Below are 22,021 nucleotides of genomic sequence, written 5' to 3'. Positions count from 1 at the left end.
CTTTAATTAATTATTACTTGAAAATGAAAAAATTTAAATATACAATACTAGGTTTAATCGTTGCCTCTATGACGTTGACTTCATGTGATCATTATCTGGATATTAATGAAAATCCAAATAATATCCATGCGGAAGCTATTACACCAACTTTATTATTTCCTGGTGCTGTTGCTCAGACTTATAGAACTCAGGCTACATGGATGAATAGATTTGGTGGGCTTATGATGAATTCTTATGCAGGTAACTCTTATTCTTTTGGGGCTCCATTTGGTAATGAATATACATTAAATGTAGATAGTTCTTTTTATCCGCAGATTTGGGATGGATTATACAGAAACGTAAGTAATTTTGCTGCTATTGAGAAATATGATAACTCTACTCATAAATATGATAATTATGTAGCAGCTGCAAAAGTGATGAAAGCTTTCTATATGCAGACAATTGTAGATTTATATGGTGATGCTCCTTATAGTCAGGCATTTATGGGGCAGGCTAATGCAACTCCAAAATATGATAATGATGAGGAAATCTATAGATCATTAATTCTTGGTTTAAATGATGCAATCACTCTTATTGATAATGGAAATGCAGCTGCACTTGAGCTAGGTGCTACTGATATTGTTTTCCAGGGAACAATGGATAGCTGGAAGCGTCTTGCGAATACTGTGAAACTAAGAATGCTAGTTAGAATGTCTAAAGTAACAGGATCTATGGCTACTTTTAGAGATCAGCAACTTCAAACTTTAGCAGGAGCAAACTTCATAGATAGCGATGTTTTAGTAAATCCTGGATACAGTGCTGCTAATGATGACCAACAGAACCCGTTTTATGGATACTATGTGAGAAATAGTTCCAATTCTCAGTTGCAGAACAATACATTATTTACAGCATCTGAACATATTGCTACTTGTCTTAATGGTAATCCTTATAATATGACTGATAATGTTTATCAGAAATTTAATGGTATCATTGATGCAAGAAGAGGAAGAATGTTCTCATTAGTTACTTATAATGGTCTTTCAGTTGTTAAAGGGGTTAGACAGGGTGCTACTCCAGGTCAGCCAGGAGCTCCAACGGATCTTACTACAGTTTCAAGATTTGGAAATGGTTGGATATTTGGTCAAGGTAGCCCTAGTACTACAGCTCAGCTTACATCTGTTGGTTCTGCGAAATCTGGTGTTTTAATGACTCGTTCAGAAAGTAACTTCCTTCAGGCTGAAGCTGCTGTTAGATATCCATCTATCTTCTCTAATGGTCAGACTAAGTTTGAAAATGGTATCAAAGCTTCTTTTGATTACCTATATGCAACAGCTGGTACTTCTGCTACATACATTACTGCAATCCAAACTAAAGCAGGTTTAGGATGGACTGGTACTAATGATAATAAGATTGAAGCGATCATGACTCAAAAGTGGTTAGCTACTGCGGGAATTAACCCTACAGAATCTTTCATTGATTATAATAGAACTGGTTTCCCAGTTACTCCTATGGCAACAACTTCAGCGAAGCCTAATAAGCCATACAGATTGATGTATCCGTCATCTGAATACGTAGCTAACTCTGCTAACGTTCCTCAGATTTCAAATGCTCAATGTTTTACTAAGAACCAAACGACTCCATTCTGGAATCAGAATTAATTCTTACAATACAATTTTAATATATTTTACCGCCTTCGGGCGGTTTTTTTTTGTTTAAAAGGGAGAATATTTCTTTAGTTATAGAAATATGCTTAGCATAGGATTAATCTCGAATTTTTAATGATTCTTATCTTTTGTATTTTTAATTTATTGATATTCAATTTATTTATAATTATAATTGAATTTAAAATATAGATTATATCAATTTAATTGATTGTTATTATATCTTAAAAAAAATTAACTTTTGAATGAGTTGTTTTTGTTAAATATCAAATTTTTAACTTATTTTAATGATTTATTGATTGTTTTTATTCTAAAATACTGAATAAATTGCAATTTTTTCAAATTTTGCTTTGTGGTATTAAGAAAGTTTTACAAATTTGTAAAGTCACAAAAATTAATTTGATATGAAGAAACTAACAGCAAGTCTTCTTGTTTTAGTAATGTCTTCTTCTATAGCTGTTGCCAATGCCCAGCAAAAGAATGATACTATTAAAACAAAAGAAATTGAGGGGGTGGTTGTAACCGCACTCGGGATTAAAAGAGAGAAAAAATCTCTGGGTTATGCTTCTGAAGAAGTAAAAGCTGCAGAATTAACAGGTGGGACTACCAATACCGGTAACGTAGCCTCCCTTCTTTCAGGTAAGGTAGCCGGACTACAGGTAAATACAAACAACAACTTTGGCGGATCTGCTAACCTTTTGATCAGAGGATACAAATCCTTATCAGGAGGCTCTCCACTTATTGTAATCGATGGTTCACCAGTTAATAATAACACTGTAACTGGATCTATTTTCGATTATGGTAACTTTCTTTCAGATATCAATCAGGAAGATATAGAATCTGTAAACGTATTAAAAGGTGCTGCGGCATCTGCATTGTATGGTGAGAGAGGTAGTGATGGGGTAATCCTAATTGTAACTAAAAGTGGAAGAGGAAATAATGACGGAAGCTGGGGAGTTACTCTAAACTCAGGAATTACAGCCGGATTTATTGATAAATCTACTTTCCCTACATACCAAACAAAATATGGTGCAGGGTATGGAGGACAATCCTGGAATGAGGCTCCTGGCCCTGGAGGTTACAATTATGCTAACTTTGTGGATGATGCATCTTATGGACCGGCATTTAATCCTAATCAATTGGTGTACCAATGGGATTCATTTGATCCTTCTTCTCCAAACTATGGAAAAGCCACACCTTGGGTTGCTGCTAAAAACGGACCTATTAAATTTTTTGAAACACCAGTCACATATATCAATACAATCACCATTGAAAAAGGAAATAAGACTTCAAACCTTTCCTTATCATATTCCAATATGCTTTCCAATGGTCTGATGCCTAATTCAGAGCTGAGAAAAAATACAATTTCAGCGAAATTTAATCATGATTTTACAGATAAATTACATGCATCTGTTTTCACAACTTTAACTTTACAAGATACAAAAGGACGTAACGAAACAGGATATTCTGACAACGTTATTACAGGTTTCAGACAGTGGTGGCAGACAAACGTAGATGTGTTGGCATTAAGAGATGCTTATGCTAACAACGGAAATAGTAACTTTTCATGGAACAGGTCTACAGCTGCAGATGGAACTCCTCAGTATTGGAACAACCCATATTTTCAAAGATATCAGAATTATCAGTCTGATGACAGAACCAGAATATTTAGTTATGCTCAGTTGAAATATGATGTTTCTAAGAATTTTGGAATTACAGGGAAACTATCTTACGATGATTTGCAAATGGTTGTAGAAGAAAGATTAATGAATGGCTCTCTTCCTCAGGCGTTTGGTGCTTCACAGCTTAATGTAAGTTCAGGATATGCTAGAACCAATGTGAAAAATACTGAGATCAACTTTGATTTATTTGCTAATTACAAGTTTGATATTACCTCAGACTTAAGTGTTAGTGGTATCGCGGGGGGGAACGTTAGAAGAAATCTTGTTGACAATATTTATATGAGTACAGAAGGAGGTTTATCGAAACCTGGACTCTTTGCAATATCAAACTCAATAAGAACAATTTTGCCGCCTGATGAAAATTATGCAAAATGGGTTACTTCGAGTTTATATGCTACAGCATCTTTCGGATATAAAAATTTCTTATTTGTAGATGGTACTTATCGTGTAGACCAGTCTTCTAATTTACCAAAAGGAAATAACAGCTATGGATATCCTTCTGTTACCGGTGCGGTTATTCTATCAGAATTTGTAAAACAACCTTGGCTAAGTTTCTGGAAACTGAGAGCAAACTATGCTGAAGTAGGTTCTTCCACCAATAATTACAGATTGGTAAATACTTTTAAAGCAAGAGGTGAAGGTTTATTTGATCAGCCTTACTTCCTTGCAAATCCAAACTTAAAACCTCAAAGATCTAAGGAAACTGAATTCGGTATGGAAGCGCAGTTTTTCAAAAACAGGTTAGGTTTTGATGTTGCAATCTATAAAACAAGAACATTTGACCAGATTATCAACTTGCCGGTTTCTTCTTCAACAGGTTATAGAACATTCCTTGTAAATGCAGGACAGATTGATAATAAAGGGGTTGAAGTACAGTTAAACGGTACACCATTTAAGACAGATAATTTTACTTGGGATGTTAACGTGAACTGGTCTAAAAATGAAAATAAAGTTATTGCATTAAATGGTGATTCTCAGAATTACCTGATGGCAAGTTATCAAGGGGGAGTATCTCTTAACGCACGTGTTGGAGAATCTTTTGGTGCTTTAGTAGGATCAGATTATGTGTACAATGCTAATGGAGATAGAGTAATAGATCCGGCTACGGGCCGCTATTTAAGAAATAATAATCAGGTTATTGGAAATATCACACCAGATTGGGTAGGAGGTATCAGAAACAGTTTCCGTTACAAAGATTTCACAGTAAGTTTCCTTATTGATGTGAAAAAAGGAGGAGATGTATTCTCAACCGATATGTATTATGGATTGGCAACCGGTCTTTATGCAGAAACTGCTGACTACAGAGAAAGTGGACTTGTGCATCCGGGGGTTAATCCAAATGGAAATGTAAATACAACTCCTACGATCAGTCCTGGATCTTTTGGTAACGTTGATGGATATAGAAGAATGCCGAATAAAAGATTTGTTTATGATGCATCTTACGTAAAATTGAGAGAAGCAAGTATAGGATATAGTCTTCCTAAATCAATCCTTGCCAATACCTCTATTCGTGACGCAAAAATTTCAATTGTTGGTAGAAACCTTTGGATTATCCACAAAAATTTACCGTATGCAGATCCGGAAGCGGGTACAGGAAATGGTTTAGGGGCTAAAGGTAATTCTATCGGAGTGCTGCCTACTACTCGTGATATTGGAATAGATTTAACTTTAAAATTCTAAAAAATGAAAAAATTATTTTTAATTATAGGTTTAGCTTCATTAACGTTAACATTTACATCGTGTGAAAGAGACATCACTTCACTGAATGAAGATCCTAAACACCCAACCGAAGTTCCTTCAGGAGTACTTTTTGCCAGCGCTGAGCATGCACTTCTTGATCAGGTACTGTCCGCTAATGTAAACCGTAATATTACCAGGTTTTTCACACAGCAATGGTCAGAAACTACTTATACTGACGAAACCAATTACGATATGGTGACAAGACCAATTCCAAGGAATCATTATAATCGTATGATGGCATCAGCATCAGCAACAATTAACTCTCCGGGAGTATTATCTGCACTAAGAGATGCAAGAAGATTCCTTGATAGTGAAGGCGTAGACGCTGTTACTAAAAACAATAATATTGCCATGATTGAATTGGTGAATGTGTATGCATGGGCTAATTTAGTAGATACCTATGGTGATATTCCTTATTTTGGAGCATTAAAAGCTACAGCAGAAAACCCTGGAAGTGCAGAAATTCCTTATGACGATGCGAAAGCAATATATTTAGATCTTATTAAGAGAATTGATGCTGCAGTTGCTATGATCAATACTACAGGTAGCGGATATAGCAATGATTTGATCTACAAAGGAGATATGTCGAAATGGAAAAAGATGGGTAATTCCTTGAAATTCAGAATGGCGGTAACCTTAGCAGATAGCGATCCGGCATTGGCTAAAACTTATGCAGAAGCAGCATACACGGCAGGATTATTTACTGACAAATTAGATAATTTCGGACTTCAGACTTTTCCATCGGGATTATTATCCAATCCGGTATATCAGGATGTAATTCAATCTGGTAGAAATGATTTTGTTCCGTCTGATATTCTTGTTGATTTTATGAATACAACTTCAGATCCAAGGAGAGCAACATGGTTTACACAGGTTGCGGGTGCCTACGTAGGTGGAGTGTATGGAGATCAGAATGTTTTCAGTAGCTATTCCCACTTTACAAATGTGATCTCAGGTGAAAACGCACAAGGCTTTTTATTAGACTTTTCTGAAATTCAATTCTTGAGAACCGAAGCTGCTGCAAGAGGTTTTAGTGTTGGAGATACTGCTGCTAACTTATATTCTGCAGCAATTAAGGCTTCAATGGCTGAATATAATATCAATGATGCTACTGCAACTGCATTTATTGCAGCCAATCCTTATAATGCAGTTAATTGGAAAAAATCTATTGGAGAACAGGCTTGGGTAGCTATGTTCAATAAAGGATTCCAGGCATGGAACTTTGCAAGAAGATTAGACTTTCCTGTTTTTCAAAATCCGGGAGGTTCTGTAGTAGAATCAGTACCTGTAAGAATGCGTTATTCTGATCAGGAATATCTTCTAAATGCTAAAAATGTGAACGCGGCAGCTTCAAAAATTGGAGGTGATAAAGTATCAACAAAACTATTTTGGGATAAGTTTTAATTTAAATAATAATTCTTCAAGCCTGTTTAGGGCTTGAAGAATATAAAAACTTTTATATGAGATTTTTTATAGGAATTCTTCTTTTAATGAGTATTGCATCATGTTCTAATGATGATGATCATCCAGTTGTAAATGAAGATGTAAGTATTAATGGAAGCTGGAAACCATATAAATATGAATTCAAAGGTAAAGATGTTGTGTTGACAGATTGCGAAAAGAAAGGCATCATATTTATAAATTCAGATTTCTCTGGATCTTATGAAAGATATGATGTGTCTTCTTCCGGAAATTGTAACTTGTTTGATTCTTTTGGAGGGAAATGGACCTTTGATAAAATGTATCAGACATTAACTCTTACCTATACAGAAGCAGGAGTTTCTAAAACATTGAAAAAAGAGATAGATTCCTATTCCGGTACTGAACTCAGAATTAATGACAACAGTAAAAACTTAGACAATACACCTGGAAATGATGAGGCGGTCTTAGTTTTTAGAAAAGAATAAATATTTTTATCCATTCAAAAACCACCCTTGGGTGGTTTTTTTTATTTATGTAAATGATGTTTTCAGAATATAATATTATTTGCAATTAATTTTTTTGAAAAAATAAAAAATGTATTTTGAATTTTTAATTTATAAATATCATATTTTTAACACGTTACGCTGGTTTAACTGTAGATGGCATCAATTGAAAAATTGGTGTTATTTTTTTTATCAAATATTTTGTTTTTAACATATTTTATTAAGTATTTTTTTACTGTTTTATGTTTTTTAAGGTTGATTTTTTTGTTTTGTGCGCTTTTGTTTGTTAAGTTTTTAAAAAACATACAGATTTGCTGGATGAAAAATTAATTGATATGAAGAAACTAACAATGGGTGTACTGGTTGTGGTATTATCTTCTTCTGTTGCGATTGTAAATGCTCAACAGAAGAAAAGCGATTCCACTACACAGACAAAGGAAATTGAAGGTGTGGTAGTAACTGCACTAGGTATTAAAAGAGAGAAAAAATCTTTAGGGTATGCTTCGCAGGAAATTAAGGCAGACAAATTAACTGAAGGTACTACAAAAACCGGGAATGTAGCTGATTTACTATCAGGAAAAGCAGCTGGTGTCCTTGTAAATAGTAATGGAAATTTTGGAGGCTCTACCAATATTGTAATTAGAGGGATTAAAACTTTACAAGGAAGTAATCCATTAGTAGTTATTGATGGATCTCCAGTGAACAACTCATCTACCAATGGGGCTAATTTTGACTTAGGGAATGCTTTATCCGATATTAATCAGGAAGATATTGAATCCATGAATATTCTGAAAGGTGCTGCCGCATCTGCATTATATGGAGAAAGAGGATTAAATGGAGTAATTGTAATTACTACCAAAAGCGGAAGAGGTAAAGATGACGGCTCTTGGGGAGTAACTCTTAATTCAGGTATTCAGGCTGGTTTTATTGATAAATCCACTTTCCCTGTCTATCAGAGTAAATATGGAGGAGGTTATGACCCTAGTTTTTATTCAGGAACAGCTCCGGACGGTCATGATTATGCTAATTTTTCAGAAGATGCCTCATGGGGACCTAAATTTGACCCTAATCTCTTAGTATATCAATGGGATTCTTTTGATCCGCATTCACAAAACTATGGCAAAGCGACTCCGTGGGTTGCTGCAAAAAATGGCCCCATAAAATTTTTTGATACTCCTGTAACGTATGCAAATACAATAAGTTTAGAAAAGGGAACAAAAGCGGCCAACTTCACGCTGACTTATGATAACATGTTATCTAACGGGTTACTTCCAAATTCAGACCTGAAAAAAAATACATTGTCTACAAAAATCAATTATGATTTTACCCCTAAACTTCATGCAACAGTTTATTCTACATTGACTTTGCAAAATACTAAAGGGAGAAATGAAACAGGGTATTCTGATAACATAGTCACTGGTTTCAGACAATGGTGGCAAACAAATGTAGATGTCAAGGCTCTTGAAAATGCTTATATTAATAATAACCATAGCAATTTTGCATGGAACAGAGTATCTGCTGACGAAGGCCAGCCTATATTTTGGAATAATCCCTATTTCCAAAGATATCAAAATTATCAGTCTGATAACCGAACAAGAACATTTAGCTATGCACAGTTAAAATATGATATTTCAAAACATGTCGGGGTAACAGGTAAAATTTCCTTTGACAAATCAGATGTGCTTGTTGAAAATAGATTAGCTGTAGGTTCTTTGTCCCAGTCATTTGGAGCATCCGGTAAAGATGTTGGGTCTGGTTATGCAAGACTAGATATCAACAGAAGCGAAATTAATTATGATTTAATTTTCAACTACAAGTACGATATTACACCAGATATTAACGTTAGTGGTGTAGTAGGAGGAAATGTTAGAAGAAATTATTATAATTCTATATCTGCATCTACAGAAGGAGGATTAATTGCACCTAAACTTTATGCATTAGGAAATTCCAGAGGAGCTGTGCTTGATCCGGCAGAAGATGAATATACTACACAGACTAATAGTGCGTATGTAACAGCCTCTATTGATTATAAGAAGATATTCTATCTGGACGGTACTTTCAGAATTGATGAATCTTCTACTCTGCCGAAAGGGAGTAATGTCTATAACTACCCATCTATAACAGGATCTTTAATTTTATCTGAGCTGATAAAAACTCCGTTTCTTAATTTCTGGAAAGTTAGAGCAAATTATGCTGAAGTAGGAGGTACTGCTGATCCGTATTTGCTATACCCACAATACAGAAGTGCCGGGCTTTTTGGGAATACAAAAGTGTATAACAGCCAGACAGACATGCCTAATCAAAACTTGAAACCTCAAAGGTCAAAAGAAGTTGAATTTGGTATGGAAGGCCAGTTATTTAAAAACAGAATATCTTTTGATGTCGCCTATTATAAGACCAGAACATTTGATCAGATTATAAGTCTTCCTATCTCTTCAGGATCCGGATTGCTAAGAGCCCCTATAAATGCCGGGCAAATCAATAATGAGGGAATAGAAGTTCAATTAGGATTTGTTCCTATCAAGTCTAAAGATTTTGCATGGAATATTGATGTAAACTGGGCTAAGAATAAAAACTTAGTAGTTAGCTTATTACATAATTCAACTACTGATGTATCCAACATCCTTTTAAACAGCTTCCAGGGAGGAGTTTCGTTAAACGCCAGAGAAGGAGAGTCATGGGGGACTCTTATTGGTTCTGATTATGTATACTTAAATGGACAGCCTGTAATTAATCCTACAACCGGCAGATATCTTAGACAAAATAATCAGGTAATAGGTAATGCTACTCCTGATTGGACAGGTGGTGTAAGAAACTCATTCAGCTATAAAGGGATTAGTCTGAGCTTCCTGATAGATGTTAAACATGGTGGAGATGTATTTTCATTAGATCAATACTATGGTTTGGCAACAGGTTTATATGCAGAGACAGCAGATTACAGAGAATCTGGTATTGTTTGGGAAGGGGTAAATCCAAATGGACAAACGAACACTACAGTAACAGCAAACCCTTCTGCATTTGGAAATCTGGACGGATATTCCCGTATGCCTGCAAAAAGATTTGTGTATGATGGATCTTATGTTAAGCTTAGAGAAGCAAGCATAGGATATACCCTGCCTAAATCTTTGTTGGCTGGTACGTTTGTGAACATGGCAAAAATTTCTATTGTAGGACGTAATCTTTGGATTATTCATAAAAATCTTCCTTATGCAGATCCGGAAGCAATGGTAGGTGGAAGTTCCATCAGGTCCTATGGTTTCTCTACAGGTACTTTACCTACAACAAGAAATATAGGAATTGATGTAACATTGAAATTTTAATTTTATTAATATTTAAAACATAGAAATGAAGAAAACATTTTTTTTAATAATAGGTTGTATTATGGCTTCTTTAAGCATCATATCATGTGAAAATAATATAACCGACCTTAACAACGATCCGAAACATGCTTCGGTGCTTCCTTCAGGAAATTTATTGGCAACAGGGCAATATCAGTCGTTTTATTATATGTATACAGGAAATGTAAATTTTAATAATTACAGATTCTTTAATCAATATTGGACAGAAACAACTTATACCGATGAAACTAATTATGATCTGGTGACCAGAAACCAGCCAAGAAATCATTTCAACAGAATGTATGTATATTCATTGAATAATTTTTATCAGGCTATGTTGAATCTTCCAAATGAGGGGATTACCGACACCTCAGTTTATAATAATAAATGGGCAACACTTGAAATTTCCTCCATTTTTGTATGGGAAAATATTGTGGATACCTTTGGTGATGTACCATACTCTGAGGCATTACAGTCTGGTCAGGGCCAATTTGCACCAAAATATGATGACGCAAAAGGAATTTATACCAGCTTATTATCAAGAATAGATGCTGCTATTGCCAAAATAAATACTTCTTCAGCTGGTTATTCTGAAGATTTAATATACGCAGGGAATATGTCTAAATGGAAAAAATTAGCTAATTCAATAAAATTAAGATTGGCAATGAATTTAGCAGATGTAGACCCTGCGACATCTAAAGCAGCTGCAGAAAGTGCAATAGCTTCTGGAGTTTTAGGCAGTAATTCAGATTCATATTCTATGATCTTTTCTGGAGGAACATTTACAAACCCTGTATTTGATGATCTTGTAGCATCTGGAAGAAATGATTTTGTTCCTGCTAAAGGGTTAGTTGATTTTATGAATACGAATAATGACCCTAGGAGAGCAGCTTGGTTTACTACGGTTGGAGGTGTATACAAAGGAGGGATTTTTGGCTCACTTAATCCTTTTGGTAATTATTCCCATTTAAGCTCAACTTTATTATCTAGTACTGCCCCTGCTAATTTACTAAGTTATAGTGAAATACTATTTTTAGAAGCGGAAGCTGCAGCAAGAGGATATAATGCAGGAGGTACTGCTGCAACTCTATATGCTTCAGCAGTTACGGCTTCAATGAATGAGAATGGTATTGCTGCTGCTGACACTGCGTCTTATCTTGCAGCTAATCCTTACAATGCTGCTAACTGGAAAGTATCCATAGGAAATCAGGCATGGATAGCTTTATTTAACAGCCCGTTTGCAGCTTGGAATTTTACAAGAAGATTAGATTCTCCGGCTTTAGTTAATCCGCCAAACTCAAAAACTGACGGAGTTCCGGTTAGAATGCCTTATTCCGACCAGGAATATGTATTAAATGGAGCTAATGTTAAAGCTGCCGCAAATAAAATAGGTGGTGATAAAGTTACTACAAAACTTTTCTGGGATAAATTCTAACAAAAAAGTTTTTATACTATATATAAACCGCCTTCGGGCGGTTTTTTTATTTCCGTATATTTGTAGCTCAGATTTTAGGCGGAAATATAGGGTAAGGATATTTCAGCTATAAGCTTTAAAAGAGAATTTAGAAAAATGAATATTAAAGATATTATAGAAGAAAAACTTTCAGAAGTTATTTTAAATGTATATCAGTTAAAAGACATCAAGCTGGAAGTTCAGGAGAATAAAACGGAATTCGAGGGTGATTTTACCATTGTTACTTTTCCGTTGGTAAAACAGTTGAAAAAAAATCCCGAGAGCATCGGAGTTGAATTAGGGGAAGCTTTGACAGAGCAGACGGAAATTTTTGAAAGCTTTAATGTTGTAAAAGGTTTCCTAAATGTTAAGGTTAAAAACCAATTGTTTGTAGATAATTTCAGATCTGTAAGCAAAAATTTCTCTACTATTGAAAAGAAAAATGCTACGGTAATGGTGGAATATTCTTCACCGAATACGAATAAACCATTACACTTAGGGCACATCAGAAATAATTTATTAGGATTCTCTGTAGCTCAGATTTTAAAAGAAGCAGGATATGATGTGATCAAAACTCAGATCATCAATGACCGAGGAATTCATATTTGTAAATCAATGCTGGCATGGGAGAAGTTCGGGAACGGAGAAACTCCTGAAACAACTCATACCAAAGGAGATAAATTTGTTGGAAACTATTACGTAGAATTTGACAAAAACTATAAAAAAGAAATTGCAGAGCTTGTAGAACAGGGAGTAGGAGAGGAACAGGCTAAGAAGGATGCTCCAGTGATGAAAGAAGCTCAGAAAATGCTTTTGGATTGGGAAAATGGAGATGCAACGGTAAGAGCCCTTTGGGAAGAGATGAATTCATGGGTTTACAAAGGATTCAATGAAACTTATAAGAGACTGGGTGTTGATTTTGATCAGGTTCAATATGAGAGCAATACCTATATTTTAGGAAAAGATCTTATTCAGGAAGGCTTGGATAAAGGTGTTCTGTATCAGAAAGAAGACGGTTCTGTCTGGTGTGATCTTACCGATGAAGGACTTGATCAGAAGCTGTTGCTACGTTCAGATGGTACATCGGTTTATATGACACAGGATCTTGGAACGGCAGTTGAACGTTTTAAGCAAAATAGTATTCAAAAGCTGATCTATACAGTAGGAAACGAACAGGATTACCACTTCCAGGTTTTATTTAAAATCCTGAAAAAACTGGGGTATGAATGGGCAGATCAGTTATATCACCTTTCTTATGGAATGGTAGAACTTCCGGAAGGTAAAATGAAATCCCGTGAAGGAACTGTTGTAGATGCTGATGATTTGATGCAGGAAATGTATGAAACTGCAAAATCTAAGGCTCAGGAATTAGGGAAATTAGAGACACTTTCCGAAGAAGATAAAGAACTATCTTATGAAACAGTAGGATTGGGTGCATTGAAATATTTTATGCTTAAAGTAGATCCTAAGAAAAAAATGCTTTTCAATCCGGCAGAAAGTATTGATTTTAATGGAAATACAGGACCGTTTATCCAATATACCTATGCTCGTATTCAATCATTGCTGTCTAAAGCAGGTACTTTGCAAACGGAAACAGCTGATATTGAATTGAATCAATCTGAAAAGGAATTGATTATGCAGCTGACAAACTTTAAAACTGTAGTAGCAAAATCAGCGGAGACTTTAAGTCCGGCTTTGGTGGCGAACTATGTTTATGATCTTGTTAAAGCCTATAACTCTTTCTATCAGAATAACCCAATTCTGAATCAGGAAGATGAAAATGTAAAACAATTCCGTTTGAATATTTCAGATATCACAGCGAAGACGATCAAAAAATCGTTGGAACTACTGGGAATCGGAACAGTAAACAGAATGTAAAAATAGAAGCCTCCTGAATTTCAGGAGGCTTTTTTATTATATGTACATTTAATATTTTAGGATTGTTTTGAATCTGAAGTTTGCTGGTTACTCATCTGTTTCAGACTATCTGCATATAACTTAGCGGGAGTCCATCTTGCATGCTTGGAAAGAATGGCTTTATATCCTTTTTTATAAGTATAAACTTTGGTAAATACGGCGCCAAAAAATATCAGCATACAGGAATAGTTGATCCACATCATAATAAGGATGACTGTTCCGGCAGCTCCAAAGGCTGAAGTAGGCTTTACCTGATTAAAATAAAGACTCAATAAAAACTTTCCGAGAGTAAATAAAACAGTTGTCAGAAATGCTCCTTTCCATACTGGTTTCCAGCTGATCAAAACATCAGGCAGTACTTTAAACATTAAAGCAAATAAAAGCATGACCAGACCAAATCCGACAGCAAAATTCACGAACTCTACCAGCATATAGGTTTCAAAACCAAAATATCGGGTAATAATCTGATTGAAAAGACTGATCAGAGAAGATAAAACCATGGTGATCATCAAAAGAAATCCCATAATAAGAATCATTCCCAAAGAATTGGCTCTGTCCAGCAGAAATTTAATCAATGCCTTTTTGGGAGCTGCTTCTACTTCCCAAAGTGAATTTAATGAGTGCTGAAGTTGAAAAAAGAGTGTTGTAGAACCAAAAACCAATGATCCCACTCCAACCGCTTTCATGAAAATATTTTTTTTATCAATCAGAGCGCCTGCCAGCATCCCTTCAATACTTTTAGCAACATCAGGTCCCATAATACCGCTGATCTGTGTGCTGATTTGTCCACGGATAGCTTCTTCACCAAAGAAATTTCCAAGTACCCATATAATAATGATCAATAATCCCGGGATAGAAAAAATGGCATAATAAGCAAGACTTGCTGAATCTTTTGATGCAGTAGAATTGTTCCATTCTGTAAATGTGTCTTTCAGAACCTCCCAGAAAAATTTAGCATTTTTGATCATATTAAAAAGGATATCCGATGGCAATATTAAAAACAAGGTTATCTTTTCTCCAGCTTGGATCTCCGAAATTGATTTTATCGAAGGCCCATCTATCTCCTTTCTGATAGTAAGGAACTCTCAGTGGCATAGCAAGATCCAGTCTTAAAATCAGGATAGAAAAATCCAGTCTCAGACCTACTCCGGCTCCCACCGCAATTTCATTTAAAAAATCTTTTGAAAACTTCGCTCCAGGTCTTGTAGAATCATCATGAAGCAGCCAGATATTTCCGGCATCTACAAACACTGCTGCATTTAAAAACTTATAAAGATTGGCACGGTATTCAGCATTTAATTCCAGTTTAACATCTCCGGACTGATCAAAATAAGAGCCCTCCGGTATAGTTCTCGGATCAAAACTTCCCGGCCCTAATGTTCTTGCACGGAATGCCCTGATACTGTTACTTCCTCCTGAGAAAAATTGTTTGGAAAAAGGAATGAATTCTGAGTTTCCGTATGGATAAGCAATTCCTCCAATAAATCTTGTGGCCAGTGAAGACTTTTCAGTAAACTTATGATAGAACCTGAAATCATTTTCAATTTTTACATATTGGCTGAAAGGAATTCCAAATATTTTTTTCTCTTTGTCCTTTTTTACATCAGCTCCCGTAACCAGACCTGTAATGTTTCCTGCCAGATCAAGGGTACCTTTATAATAAACGGTATTGGTTTTTGGAAGCATGGTATTGGTGTAAGTAAAAGAATAGGTAGGGCCAAAAATAAGCTGTTTGTCTACAACTCTTTTCATGGCAGGATTTCCATCAGATTTAGCCAGATATTCTTCAGTAACATTTGCAGGAGACACGAGTGTAATATCAATGACTTTCAGCTCATGTTCCTTCCTTGCATTTTCTTTCCATAGATACCCAAATGATCCTGTAAAATTATTAAGAGTATAATATTTCGTTCTGTTTTGAAATTCGTATCCCAATGTGATATTAGTTCGTGGCACAAATTCACTGGAAGAATGAAAACGGAAAGGAGCAACAATTCTCGGAATAGAAAGCTGTACATTCGTTCCTGCACGGAAAATATTATTGGCATTCTGTGCGCCCCCCATCTGAAAATCAAAAGCTCCGTAGATAGCTGCTTTAAATTGTTCCGCACCACGGAAAAAATTTCGGTGAGTCCAGTTCAGATTCAGTTCACTACCTGCGTAATTGGCAGAGTTTGTTCTTCCTAAGGCTTCCAGACGAAGGGACTGAATTTGTCTTGGAGTTAATAAATAATAAGCATCAAATTTATGACTCAGTGAATCCGAAACAACAAATTCATTCTTCACAAATTTAAAAACACCGAGACTTATCAATCGGTTCAGGGTAAGATTGTGATTGGAACGGTTATAAAGATCTCCCTGTTTGAAATATAAAGCCCTGTCAAAAATCTTCGGTTTAAATTTATGCTGTGGATCAATAACATAAATATCATCAAAAGCATATTTGGAAAGAGAATCTTTATTCATCGGAATACTGTATTTCCCATCTTTTACATCCTGAATGTTGTAATTAGGAAATACAACCACTTTGTCTATACTGAATTGCTGAGTTGCCAGATTAGGTGTATTGTCTTTCAGTTTTACGTTAAGTTCAACCTTATGATTTTTACTTACCGTACTGTCTGCCTGTACAATAATATTATCAGGATGGAAATAATAAAAACCTCTTTCTTTTAATCTGGTATCAATTCTTTCTCTTTCCGCTTTAATGACATCGAGATCAAATGGATTCCCATTTTTAAGAAGTGTTCTATTGGAAAAACTCTGAATTTCCTGATTAACCAGTGTAGAATCTTTCTGGAATTTTACTCCGTCAATCAAATATCTGGAGCCCGGCCTTACCGTATAAATGACCTGAGCTTTTTTATTTTTTGAAACAGTATCATAAGAAGCCCTGGCATTGAAATATCCTTTGTTTTCAGAATAATTTTCAATGATATCTTTATTGAACTCGCGATCTACATCACCTAATAATACAGGTTTTTCACCTACTTTATATTTAAGCCAGTAATTAAAACCTTTATCTTTTTTCGGCTCTTTGGCAATATTATAAAAGTAAAGCTTTGGACGCATTCCCAAAAATGTAGAATTGGGCTTTGGGGTGAGGTTGGCTTCCAGTGCAGACTGAAGATCTTTCTTTTCCTTTTTAGAAATCGTATCGTTTTCAATCTTTACTTTGGCTCCGGTGTAAAGCATCTGGCCTTCCTTCAAAAACCGGGTATTACTGCACGAAATTACCGTTGATGCCAATCCGGAAACCAACAGATATTTACAATATATATGGAACTTATTACTCATTATTTAAATTCTACCACTTGGTTATTTTGATTTTTTTTCGGCTTCTTCTCTCTGGATTTTTGGAAAATCTCACGGAATTTGTCATAATCCAATGTAATGATAAATCCAACTCCGGTTTCTATAATCTGCCCCTGAAGAGCTACCTGATACTCATCTTTACGATAAGCACGTAACATATATCTTCCATCTTTGGAAAGACTGTAATCTACAGAAACGTTACCTGCAATATTGGTCATATTTTCATTCTGACGTGCCTGGCCTTCCAGTCCGAAATTACTTCCCACTGTTACTTTCAGTCGGTCATTCAATAGTTTTTTACTGATATCTACATTCAGATCGGTTCTGGTATTTTTCTCCCCGCTGGAATAGTCTTCCGAAGAATCAAGACCAAAATTAAGATCTACCCCTTTGATCAGACCAGAGGCAAGATTATTCAGCTGCTGGGAAAGAATTTTACTCACACTCTGTCTTGCCATTGTTTCTGCAGACATTCCGGCCCCGCTTTCAAATGGATTTTCCCCAATGAAACGATTGAGAAGCAATAACGCAAAAACCTGTTTGTTAAGTTCAGATTCCTGAGTTCTGATCTGGGCAAGTTTCTGATCAATAATATCCTTTACATTGGTAGATACAGAGTTATTTTTTTCGTCCGTGGTAATATCGAAAGTAAGCTGAGGTTTCAGTAATTCTCCTTTCATTTTTAATAAAGCATTGAAAGGAACTCTCTGCTTAAACTGATTCAATGTTGAAGCACTTTCTCCACTGATCTGCTGTTCTACAAGGTCTATAGGCGGAGCTTCTGTCTTATAAACGGCGGTAATATCCATTTGAGCCATGGTAGGTTCACCGGTCCATGTGATGGTACTTCCTTTTTGGATATCAAACTTACGTTTCAGGAAGCTTACAGAAAGATCATAACTACCTTTTTCTACTTCATATACTCCTACCAATGTAGTTTTTCCTGATGGATCTATTCCTCCGGTTAATTCTGCCTCACCCTGAAGCTGTACAAAATCACCATTAGCTTTATCAATGATCAGCGACAGTTTTGCTTCTTTGCTGACTTCAATATTAACGCTTACGTCCATCCCTTTAATACGGCTTTGTGCATTCAGAGAATCTGCTTTGATGGTTTTATTTAAAACCACCTGATCCTGATCTACAAACTCCACAATACCATCTCTTTCCTGCAGAGAAGGACTTGATTGAGGAAGAACAAAAGTGAAATCTGTGTTGTCTGCTACGCTCAATCTTCCGTCTACCTTTGGAAGATCCAGATTTCCGCGGATATGAAGTCCAGCATCAATAGCAAGAATACCATACATGATCGCATCATTAGACTTTTCTGAATTGACCACTTTAAAATCTTTAGCATTTACATTTAAGTTAAAGGCAAAATCTCTGTAGGTTTGTGTAAGAACCTGTCCGTCTACAACAAGAGCATTGCCGTCTTTATCTTTGATTTTAAATTTATCAAACTCAATCCCTTGGTTTGTAAAGTCTATTTCATCACTCAGGTGTCTGAAATCACTTCCTGTTTTGGCAATTTCCAGCCCTGCATCGTTGAATTTTACTTTTCCTAAAATATTAGGTTTATCGGTAGTTCCGGTGATCTTTAAGTTTCCTGAAAGATACCCTTCCGTATTGGTAATGGCATTCATAGAAAACCCTTGAATACTCTTCATCTGAAGCTGGTTGATCGCCATATTCAGATCAAAAGTACTGGAAGACGTATTATAATCGCCAAGGATTTTTACATCATTATTATTTCCGGAAAGAGCAATATCAGCATTTAAAAGATTCGGTGAAGCGTTATTCACTTTTACAGCAAGGTTTCCGACAGGACTTCCATAAACGATTAAATCAGAAATATTTAAGTCAGAAGTGAATGTCATATTTTTAGTAACATCCCGAAGTTGTGCTGTTCCGTTGATCGTTCCTCTGGCCAGAACGGTATCTTTTTTAATAAGTTCTGTAATGGTTTCGATTTTAAAATCTTTCAACGAAATATTTAAAGGGCTGCTTGGGCTATTGCTTTCAGACTGAACAGCAATTTCACTGTTTCCATTGGATAAGATAAAGTTGTCAGCCAGAATTCCTTTGCTGCTGATCTGGATTTTATTGTTATCCGCAACGTTCCAGTCCGTGTAGTTAAGTTTTAAGCCGTTCGGGTTCAGAGAAATTTCTGTAATGTCATTCAGGGATTTTGCATTTCCTGCAATCAGGAATTGGGTGGCATCTTTCTCATCTTTTGTCGTTACATTGTATCGGATGGTATTGTCGGCAACATCTCCGTCAATATTGATTTTATTTAAAGAAAAACTTGAACTTTTTAAAGCGGCAACATTCAGGTTGTATTGTAGCGCCTGATTTTCGTTGGTTACCTTTAAAGCTCCTTTTTCAATGGTATTCTCCCCATACAGTAATCGCGGAATCTGTCCGTCAATTTCAATTTTTTGAGAATCTGCATCGTAGTTTCCTGTCAGATTGATGGTTTCAAAATCTTTCAGGTCTGGAACAAATTTTCTGATCAGGTCATCGTTTTTTACTTTGGCTGTAAAAGTAAAATGCTGTCCCGGATCTATTTTCTGGTTTTTATCCGGCTTCTGGAACTGATAATATTGATTGATTGTCTGGGTTAAAGCACCAAAAATCTGAGTAAGTTTATATTTACCCTTGAGTTCCACATCTGCTACCTGAGAATTGAAAATAATCTGGGTAGAATCCTGAGTAGAAGAAGCTTTAAGATTCACTTCCTGTACCGGATAGACTTCTTTGGTATCTGAAAAGGCAAAATCTTTAAGGTTTAAATACCCGTTCAGATTATTAGGATCAAGACTTGTGAAATCACCATCAATTTTTCCGGCAATGATCATTGGTTTTTCATAGAAACCAAGTTTGTTGACATCCAGTTTGATGACTTCTCCGTTCACTTTTACCGTAGGATTTTTTTCATCATATACTCCGGACGCGGTCAGCTGTAAACTGGCATTCGGATCTTTTGAATCCAGAATAACATGATAAGCACCTTTGTTGATCTTACCGGTAAGATTCATGTTTTGATAGCGGTATCCTTTGTAGACTGCAGAGGCAACATGTCCCTTTAAATCTGCATTGGCATTTTTAAAATCAAAACTTTCACCTTTCGCTGCAATCTGTGCTGTGATAGGGCCAATATCTTTATTCTGAATAATTTTTCCTACCTGTATCCCCTGAAGATTGGCTTTTACATCATATAATTCATGATTTTTTCTACGCATATCTACTTGTGCGATGACGGCGGCATTTCCGAGCGTGGAGTAGAGGTTGAGGTCTGTATTTACTACTTTAGTCGTTCCTTTTGCATTTCCTTTAATACTGAAATGGGAAGGAAGCGAAATATTGGAAGGAATTGTATTTTTCGGGACAAGATTGAATATCGTTTTGGCACTGGAAGAAAATTCTCCGATTCTCAGATCGTAATATAACTGATCCGGATTCATTGCATTTTTAATTTTTCCGGAAGCCATCACTCTCAGCTGGTCCAGCCCTGAAACCTTGAGATCCTGGATTAAAAGATCATTTACGGTTCCTTTTACATTAGCATTTACATTGAGAATTGCATTTGGATATTTGTTGAACGGAACTGTATTTCTTAAAGTCGGAACTAAATTCAGAATGTCAGAGAATCCTATTTTTGAATCTTTAATGTTGGCTGAAATCTTTACTGTACCAAGATTTGAGCTTAACTGATCAATGGAGTTATAATTTAAAATAACTTCATCACGTAAGATTGTTTTCGGAGTCTGAAGGTAAAGATCTTTTAGATAGGCTTCTTTTTCAGCATATACAAAATCCGTATTGAATTTCTGAATATCCAGGCCTCTGTTTTCTTTAATTTCCGCAGAATTTACTGTTCCTGCAAAAGTATTGTTCTCCATTTTGAAACTTCTTACCTCCACATTCATTTTGGAAAAATTCAGGTGGTTGAAGTCCATTCCCTGTTTGGTTGGGGCAATAGCGGTATTATTATAATTTACCTTTACATCATTCAGAACAAGCTTTCCTAAGAGAAGTTTCATCGCTTTATCCTGATCGGAGACTTTGGAAACTTCAGGTTCTTTTGCTTTTTTCGGATTGGCATTCTGAGCAGGAAGATAAAGATTGGCATTAATATCTGCACCGGAAAGAAATACATTTGAAACGTTGTAAGCATTGTTTTCAAGATCAAGTTTATTGACCTTTGTACTCAGCTCTTTGAATATAACTTTTGCGAATGTTTTGGTATTTTCGTCACCGTAGTCAATATCGAAATGAGTAAGCTTAATACCTCTCAACCCAATATTCATCGGTTTTTTTTCATTGAGAGAGTCTACTTTTTTCTCAACCTTTTGGGCCACTTCTTCTACAAGTCCCTGTTTTAACTTTAATTTTAATCCGTCAAGATTAATATCATTAACAGCGTAATTGTTTTTATTAAGATCAAAAGTTTTTACCCTGGTATCAAACGATTTAAAATATAGTTTAATGTCATTCCTGGACTGCTGGTCATTGAAGGTTACTCCAATATCTTTTAAATTGATTTTATCAAGAGAAATAATGAATGGCTTGGAAGAACTTTCTTCTTTGTCGCTGGTTGCGAAAGCATCAATGATATAATCGAAGTTGAATTTGCCATCCGGTTTTCGTACTACGTTAGCACGGGCTCCTTCCATGTTGACTGACGTAATATCTGCTGTAGAATTGAGGAGCTTCAGCATATGTAAACCTACATCCAGTTTTCTGACTGCCAGTAGTGTATCTACATCCTGTCCTTTGAGGTAAAGATTTTCCATAACAAGGCTGTTAGGAAATCCGATATACACTTTTTCAAGGCTTACCTTGGTTTTGATTTTTTTCTCAAGGTAAACAATAAGCTTGTCTTTAATGAAGTTTTGAACGGCAGGAAGCCTTAAGCTTAATATCAACAGGGTAAGAAAAACCAATATTGAAATAAAGGTTATTACAATACGCCTTAAAATTTTTGTGGTGTTGATTTTCAGTTTCAAAT

General features: G+C 35.7%; 10 protein-coding genes. 7 read left to right on the top strand and 3 right to left on the bottom strand.

Annotated elements, in window-relative coordinates:
- Nucleotides 1-23: 23 nt before the first annotated feature.
- From FW780_RS10730 to argS, 7 genes are all read left to right on the top strand, one after another.
- Nucleotides 24-1,637, top strand: coding sequence for a SusD/RagB family nutrient-binding outer membrane lipoprotein (locus tag FW780_RS10730; protein WP_149833570.1), 1,614 nt, complete (start codon nt 24-26; stop codon nt 1,635-1,637).
- A gap of 407 nt (nt 1,638-2,044) precedes the next feature.
- Nucleotides 2,045-5,002 (top strand): SusC/RagA family TonB-linked outer membrane protein, encoded by a 2,958-nt coding sequence (locus tag FW780_RS10725; RefSeq protein ID WP_149833569.1) that lies wholly within the window; start codon nt 2,045-2,047, stop codon nt 5,000-5,002.
- Between the two features lie 3 nt (nt 5,003-5,005).
- Nucleotides 5,006-6,466, top strand: coding sequence for a SusD/RagB family nutrient-binding outer membrane lipoprotein (locus tag FW780_RS10720; protein ID WP_149833568.1), 1,461 nt, complete (start codon nt 5,006-5,008; stop codon nt 6,464-6,466).
- A 56-nt stretch (nt 6,467-6,522) separates the two neighbouring features.
- Entirely contained in the window at nt 6,523-6,969 is a 447-nt protein-coding gene (locus FW780_RS10715) for a lipocalin-like domain-containing protein (RefSeq protein ID WP_149833567.1), read from the top strand.
- A gap of 353 nt (nt 6,970-7,322) precedes the next feature.
- Nucleotides 7,323-10,307: a SusC/RagA family TonB-linked outer membrane protein gene (locus tag FW780_RS10710; RefSeq protein ID WP_149833566.1), complete on the top strand. Its 2,985-nt coding sequence runs from the start codon at nt 7,323-7,325 to the stop codon at nt 10,305-10,307.
- Between the two features lie 25 nt (nt 10,308-10,332).
- Nucleotides 10,333-11,760: a SusD/RagB family nutrient-binding outer membrane lipoprotein gene (locus tag FW780_RS10705; protein WP_149833565.1), complete on the top strand. Its 1,428-nt coding sequence runs from the start codon at nt 10,333-10,335 to the stop codon at nt 11,758-11,760.
- A 135-nt stretch (nt 11,761-11,895) separates the two neighbouring features.
- Complete coding sequence (gene argS, locus FW780_RS10700; protein WP_149833564.1) at nt 11,896-13,656, top strand: arginine--tRNA ligase; 1,761 nt, start codon at nt 11,896-11,898, stop codon at nt 13,654-13,656.
- Nucleotides 13,657-13,712: 56 nt separating this feature from the next.
- On the opposite strand, the gene FW780_RS10695 is transcribed toward argS, so the two are convergent.
- From FW780_RS10695 to FW780_RS10685, 3 genes are read right to left on the bottom strand one after another with little or no spacing between them, the layout of a single operon-like run.
- The gene (locus tag FW780_RS10695) at nt 13,713-14,663 is read right to left on the bottom strand and encodes a YihY/virulence factor BrkB family protein (protein ID WP_149833563.1); all 951 of its coding nucleotides are present in this window, start codon (nt 14,661-14,663) and stop codon (nt 13,713-13,715) included.
- A 1-nt stretch (nt 14,664) separates the two neighbouring features.
- Nucleotides 14,665-16,992 carry a translocation and assembly module lipoprotein TamL gene (tamL, locus tag FW780_RS10690; RefSeq protein WP_149833562.1) on the bottom strand — a complete coding sequence of 776 codons (2,328 nt, stop codon included), beginning with the start codon at nt 16,990-16,992 and terminating at the stop codon, nt 14,665-14,667.
- Nucleotides 16,992-22,019: a translocation/assembly module TamB domain-containing protein gene (locus FW780_RS10685; RefSeq protein ID WP_149833561.1), complete on the bottom strand. Its 5,028-nt coding sequence runs from the start codon at nt 22,017-22,019 to the stop codon at nt 16,992-16,994. Before FW780_RS10685 ends, tamL begins: the two co-directional genes overlap by 1 nt.
- Between the last annotated feature and the right edge of the window lie 2 nt (nt 22,020-22,021).

It is taken from the genome of Chryseobacterium sediminis, assembly GCF_008386505.1.
GTDB lineage: Bacteria > Bacteroidota > Bacteroidia > Flavobacteriales > Weeksellaceae > Chryseobacterium > Chryseobacterium sediminis.
Note: the sequence above shows the minus strand (reverse complement) of the source record. Positions and strands in the feature narration are given on the sequence as shown.

Bases quoted from the DNA above. Each gene is read 5' to 3' on its own strand.
- FW780_RS10710 (WP_149833566.1), top strand. From the start codon at position 7,323: ATGAAGAAACTAACAATGGGTGTACTGGTTGTGGTATTATCTTCTTCT.
- FW780_RS10705 (WP_149833565.1), top strand. From the start codon at position 10,333: ATGAAGAAAACATTTTTTTTAATAATAGGTTGTATTATGGCTTCTTTA.
- argS (WP_149833564.1), top strand. From the start codon at position 11,896: ATGAATATTAAAGATATTATAGAAGAAAAACTTTCAGAAGTTATTTTA.
- tamL (WP_149833562.1), bottom strand. From the start codon at position 16,992: ATGAGTAATAAGTTCCATATATATTGTAAATATCTGTTGGTTTCCGGA.
- FW780_RS10725 (WP_149833569.1), top strand. From the start codon at position 2,045: ATGAAGAAACTAACAGCAAGTCTTCTTGTTTTAGTAATGTCTTCTTCT.
- FW780_RS10720 (WP_149833568.1), top strand. From the start codon at position 5,006: ATGAAAAAATTATTTTTAATTATAGGTTTAGCTTCATTAACGTTAACA.
- FW780_RS10695 (WP_149833563.1), bottom strand. From the start codon at position 14,663: ATGATCAAAAATGCTAAATTTTTCTGGGAGGTTCTGAAAGACACATTT.
- FW780_RS10715 (WP_149833567.1), top strand. From the start codon at position 6,523: ATGAGATTTTTTATAGGAATTCTTCTTTTAATGAGTATTGCATCATGT.
- FW780_RS10730 (WP_149833570.1), top strand. From the start codon at position 24: ATGAAAAAATTTAAATATACAATACTAGGTTTAATCGTTGCCTCTATG.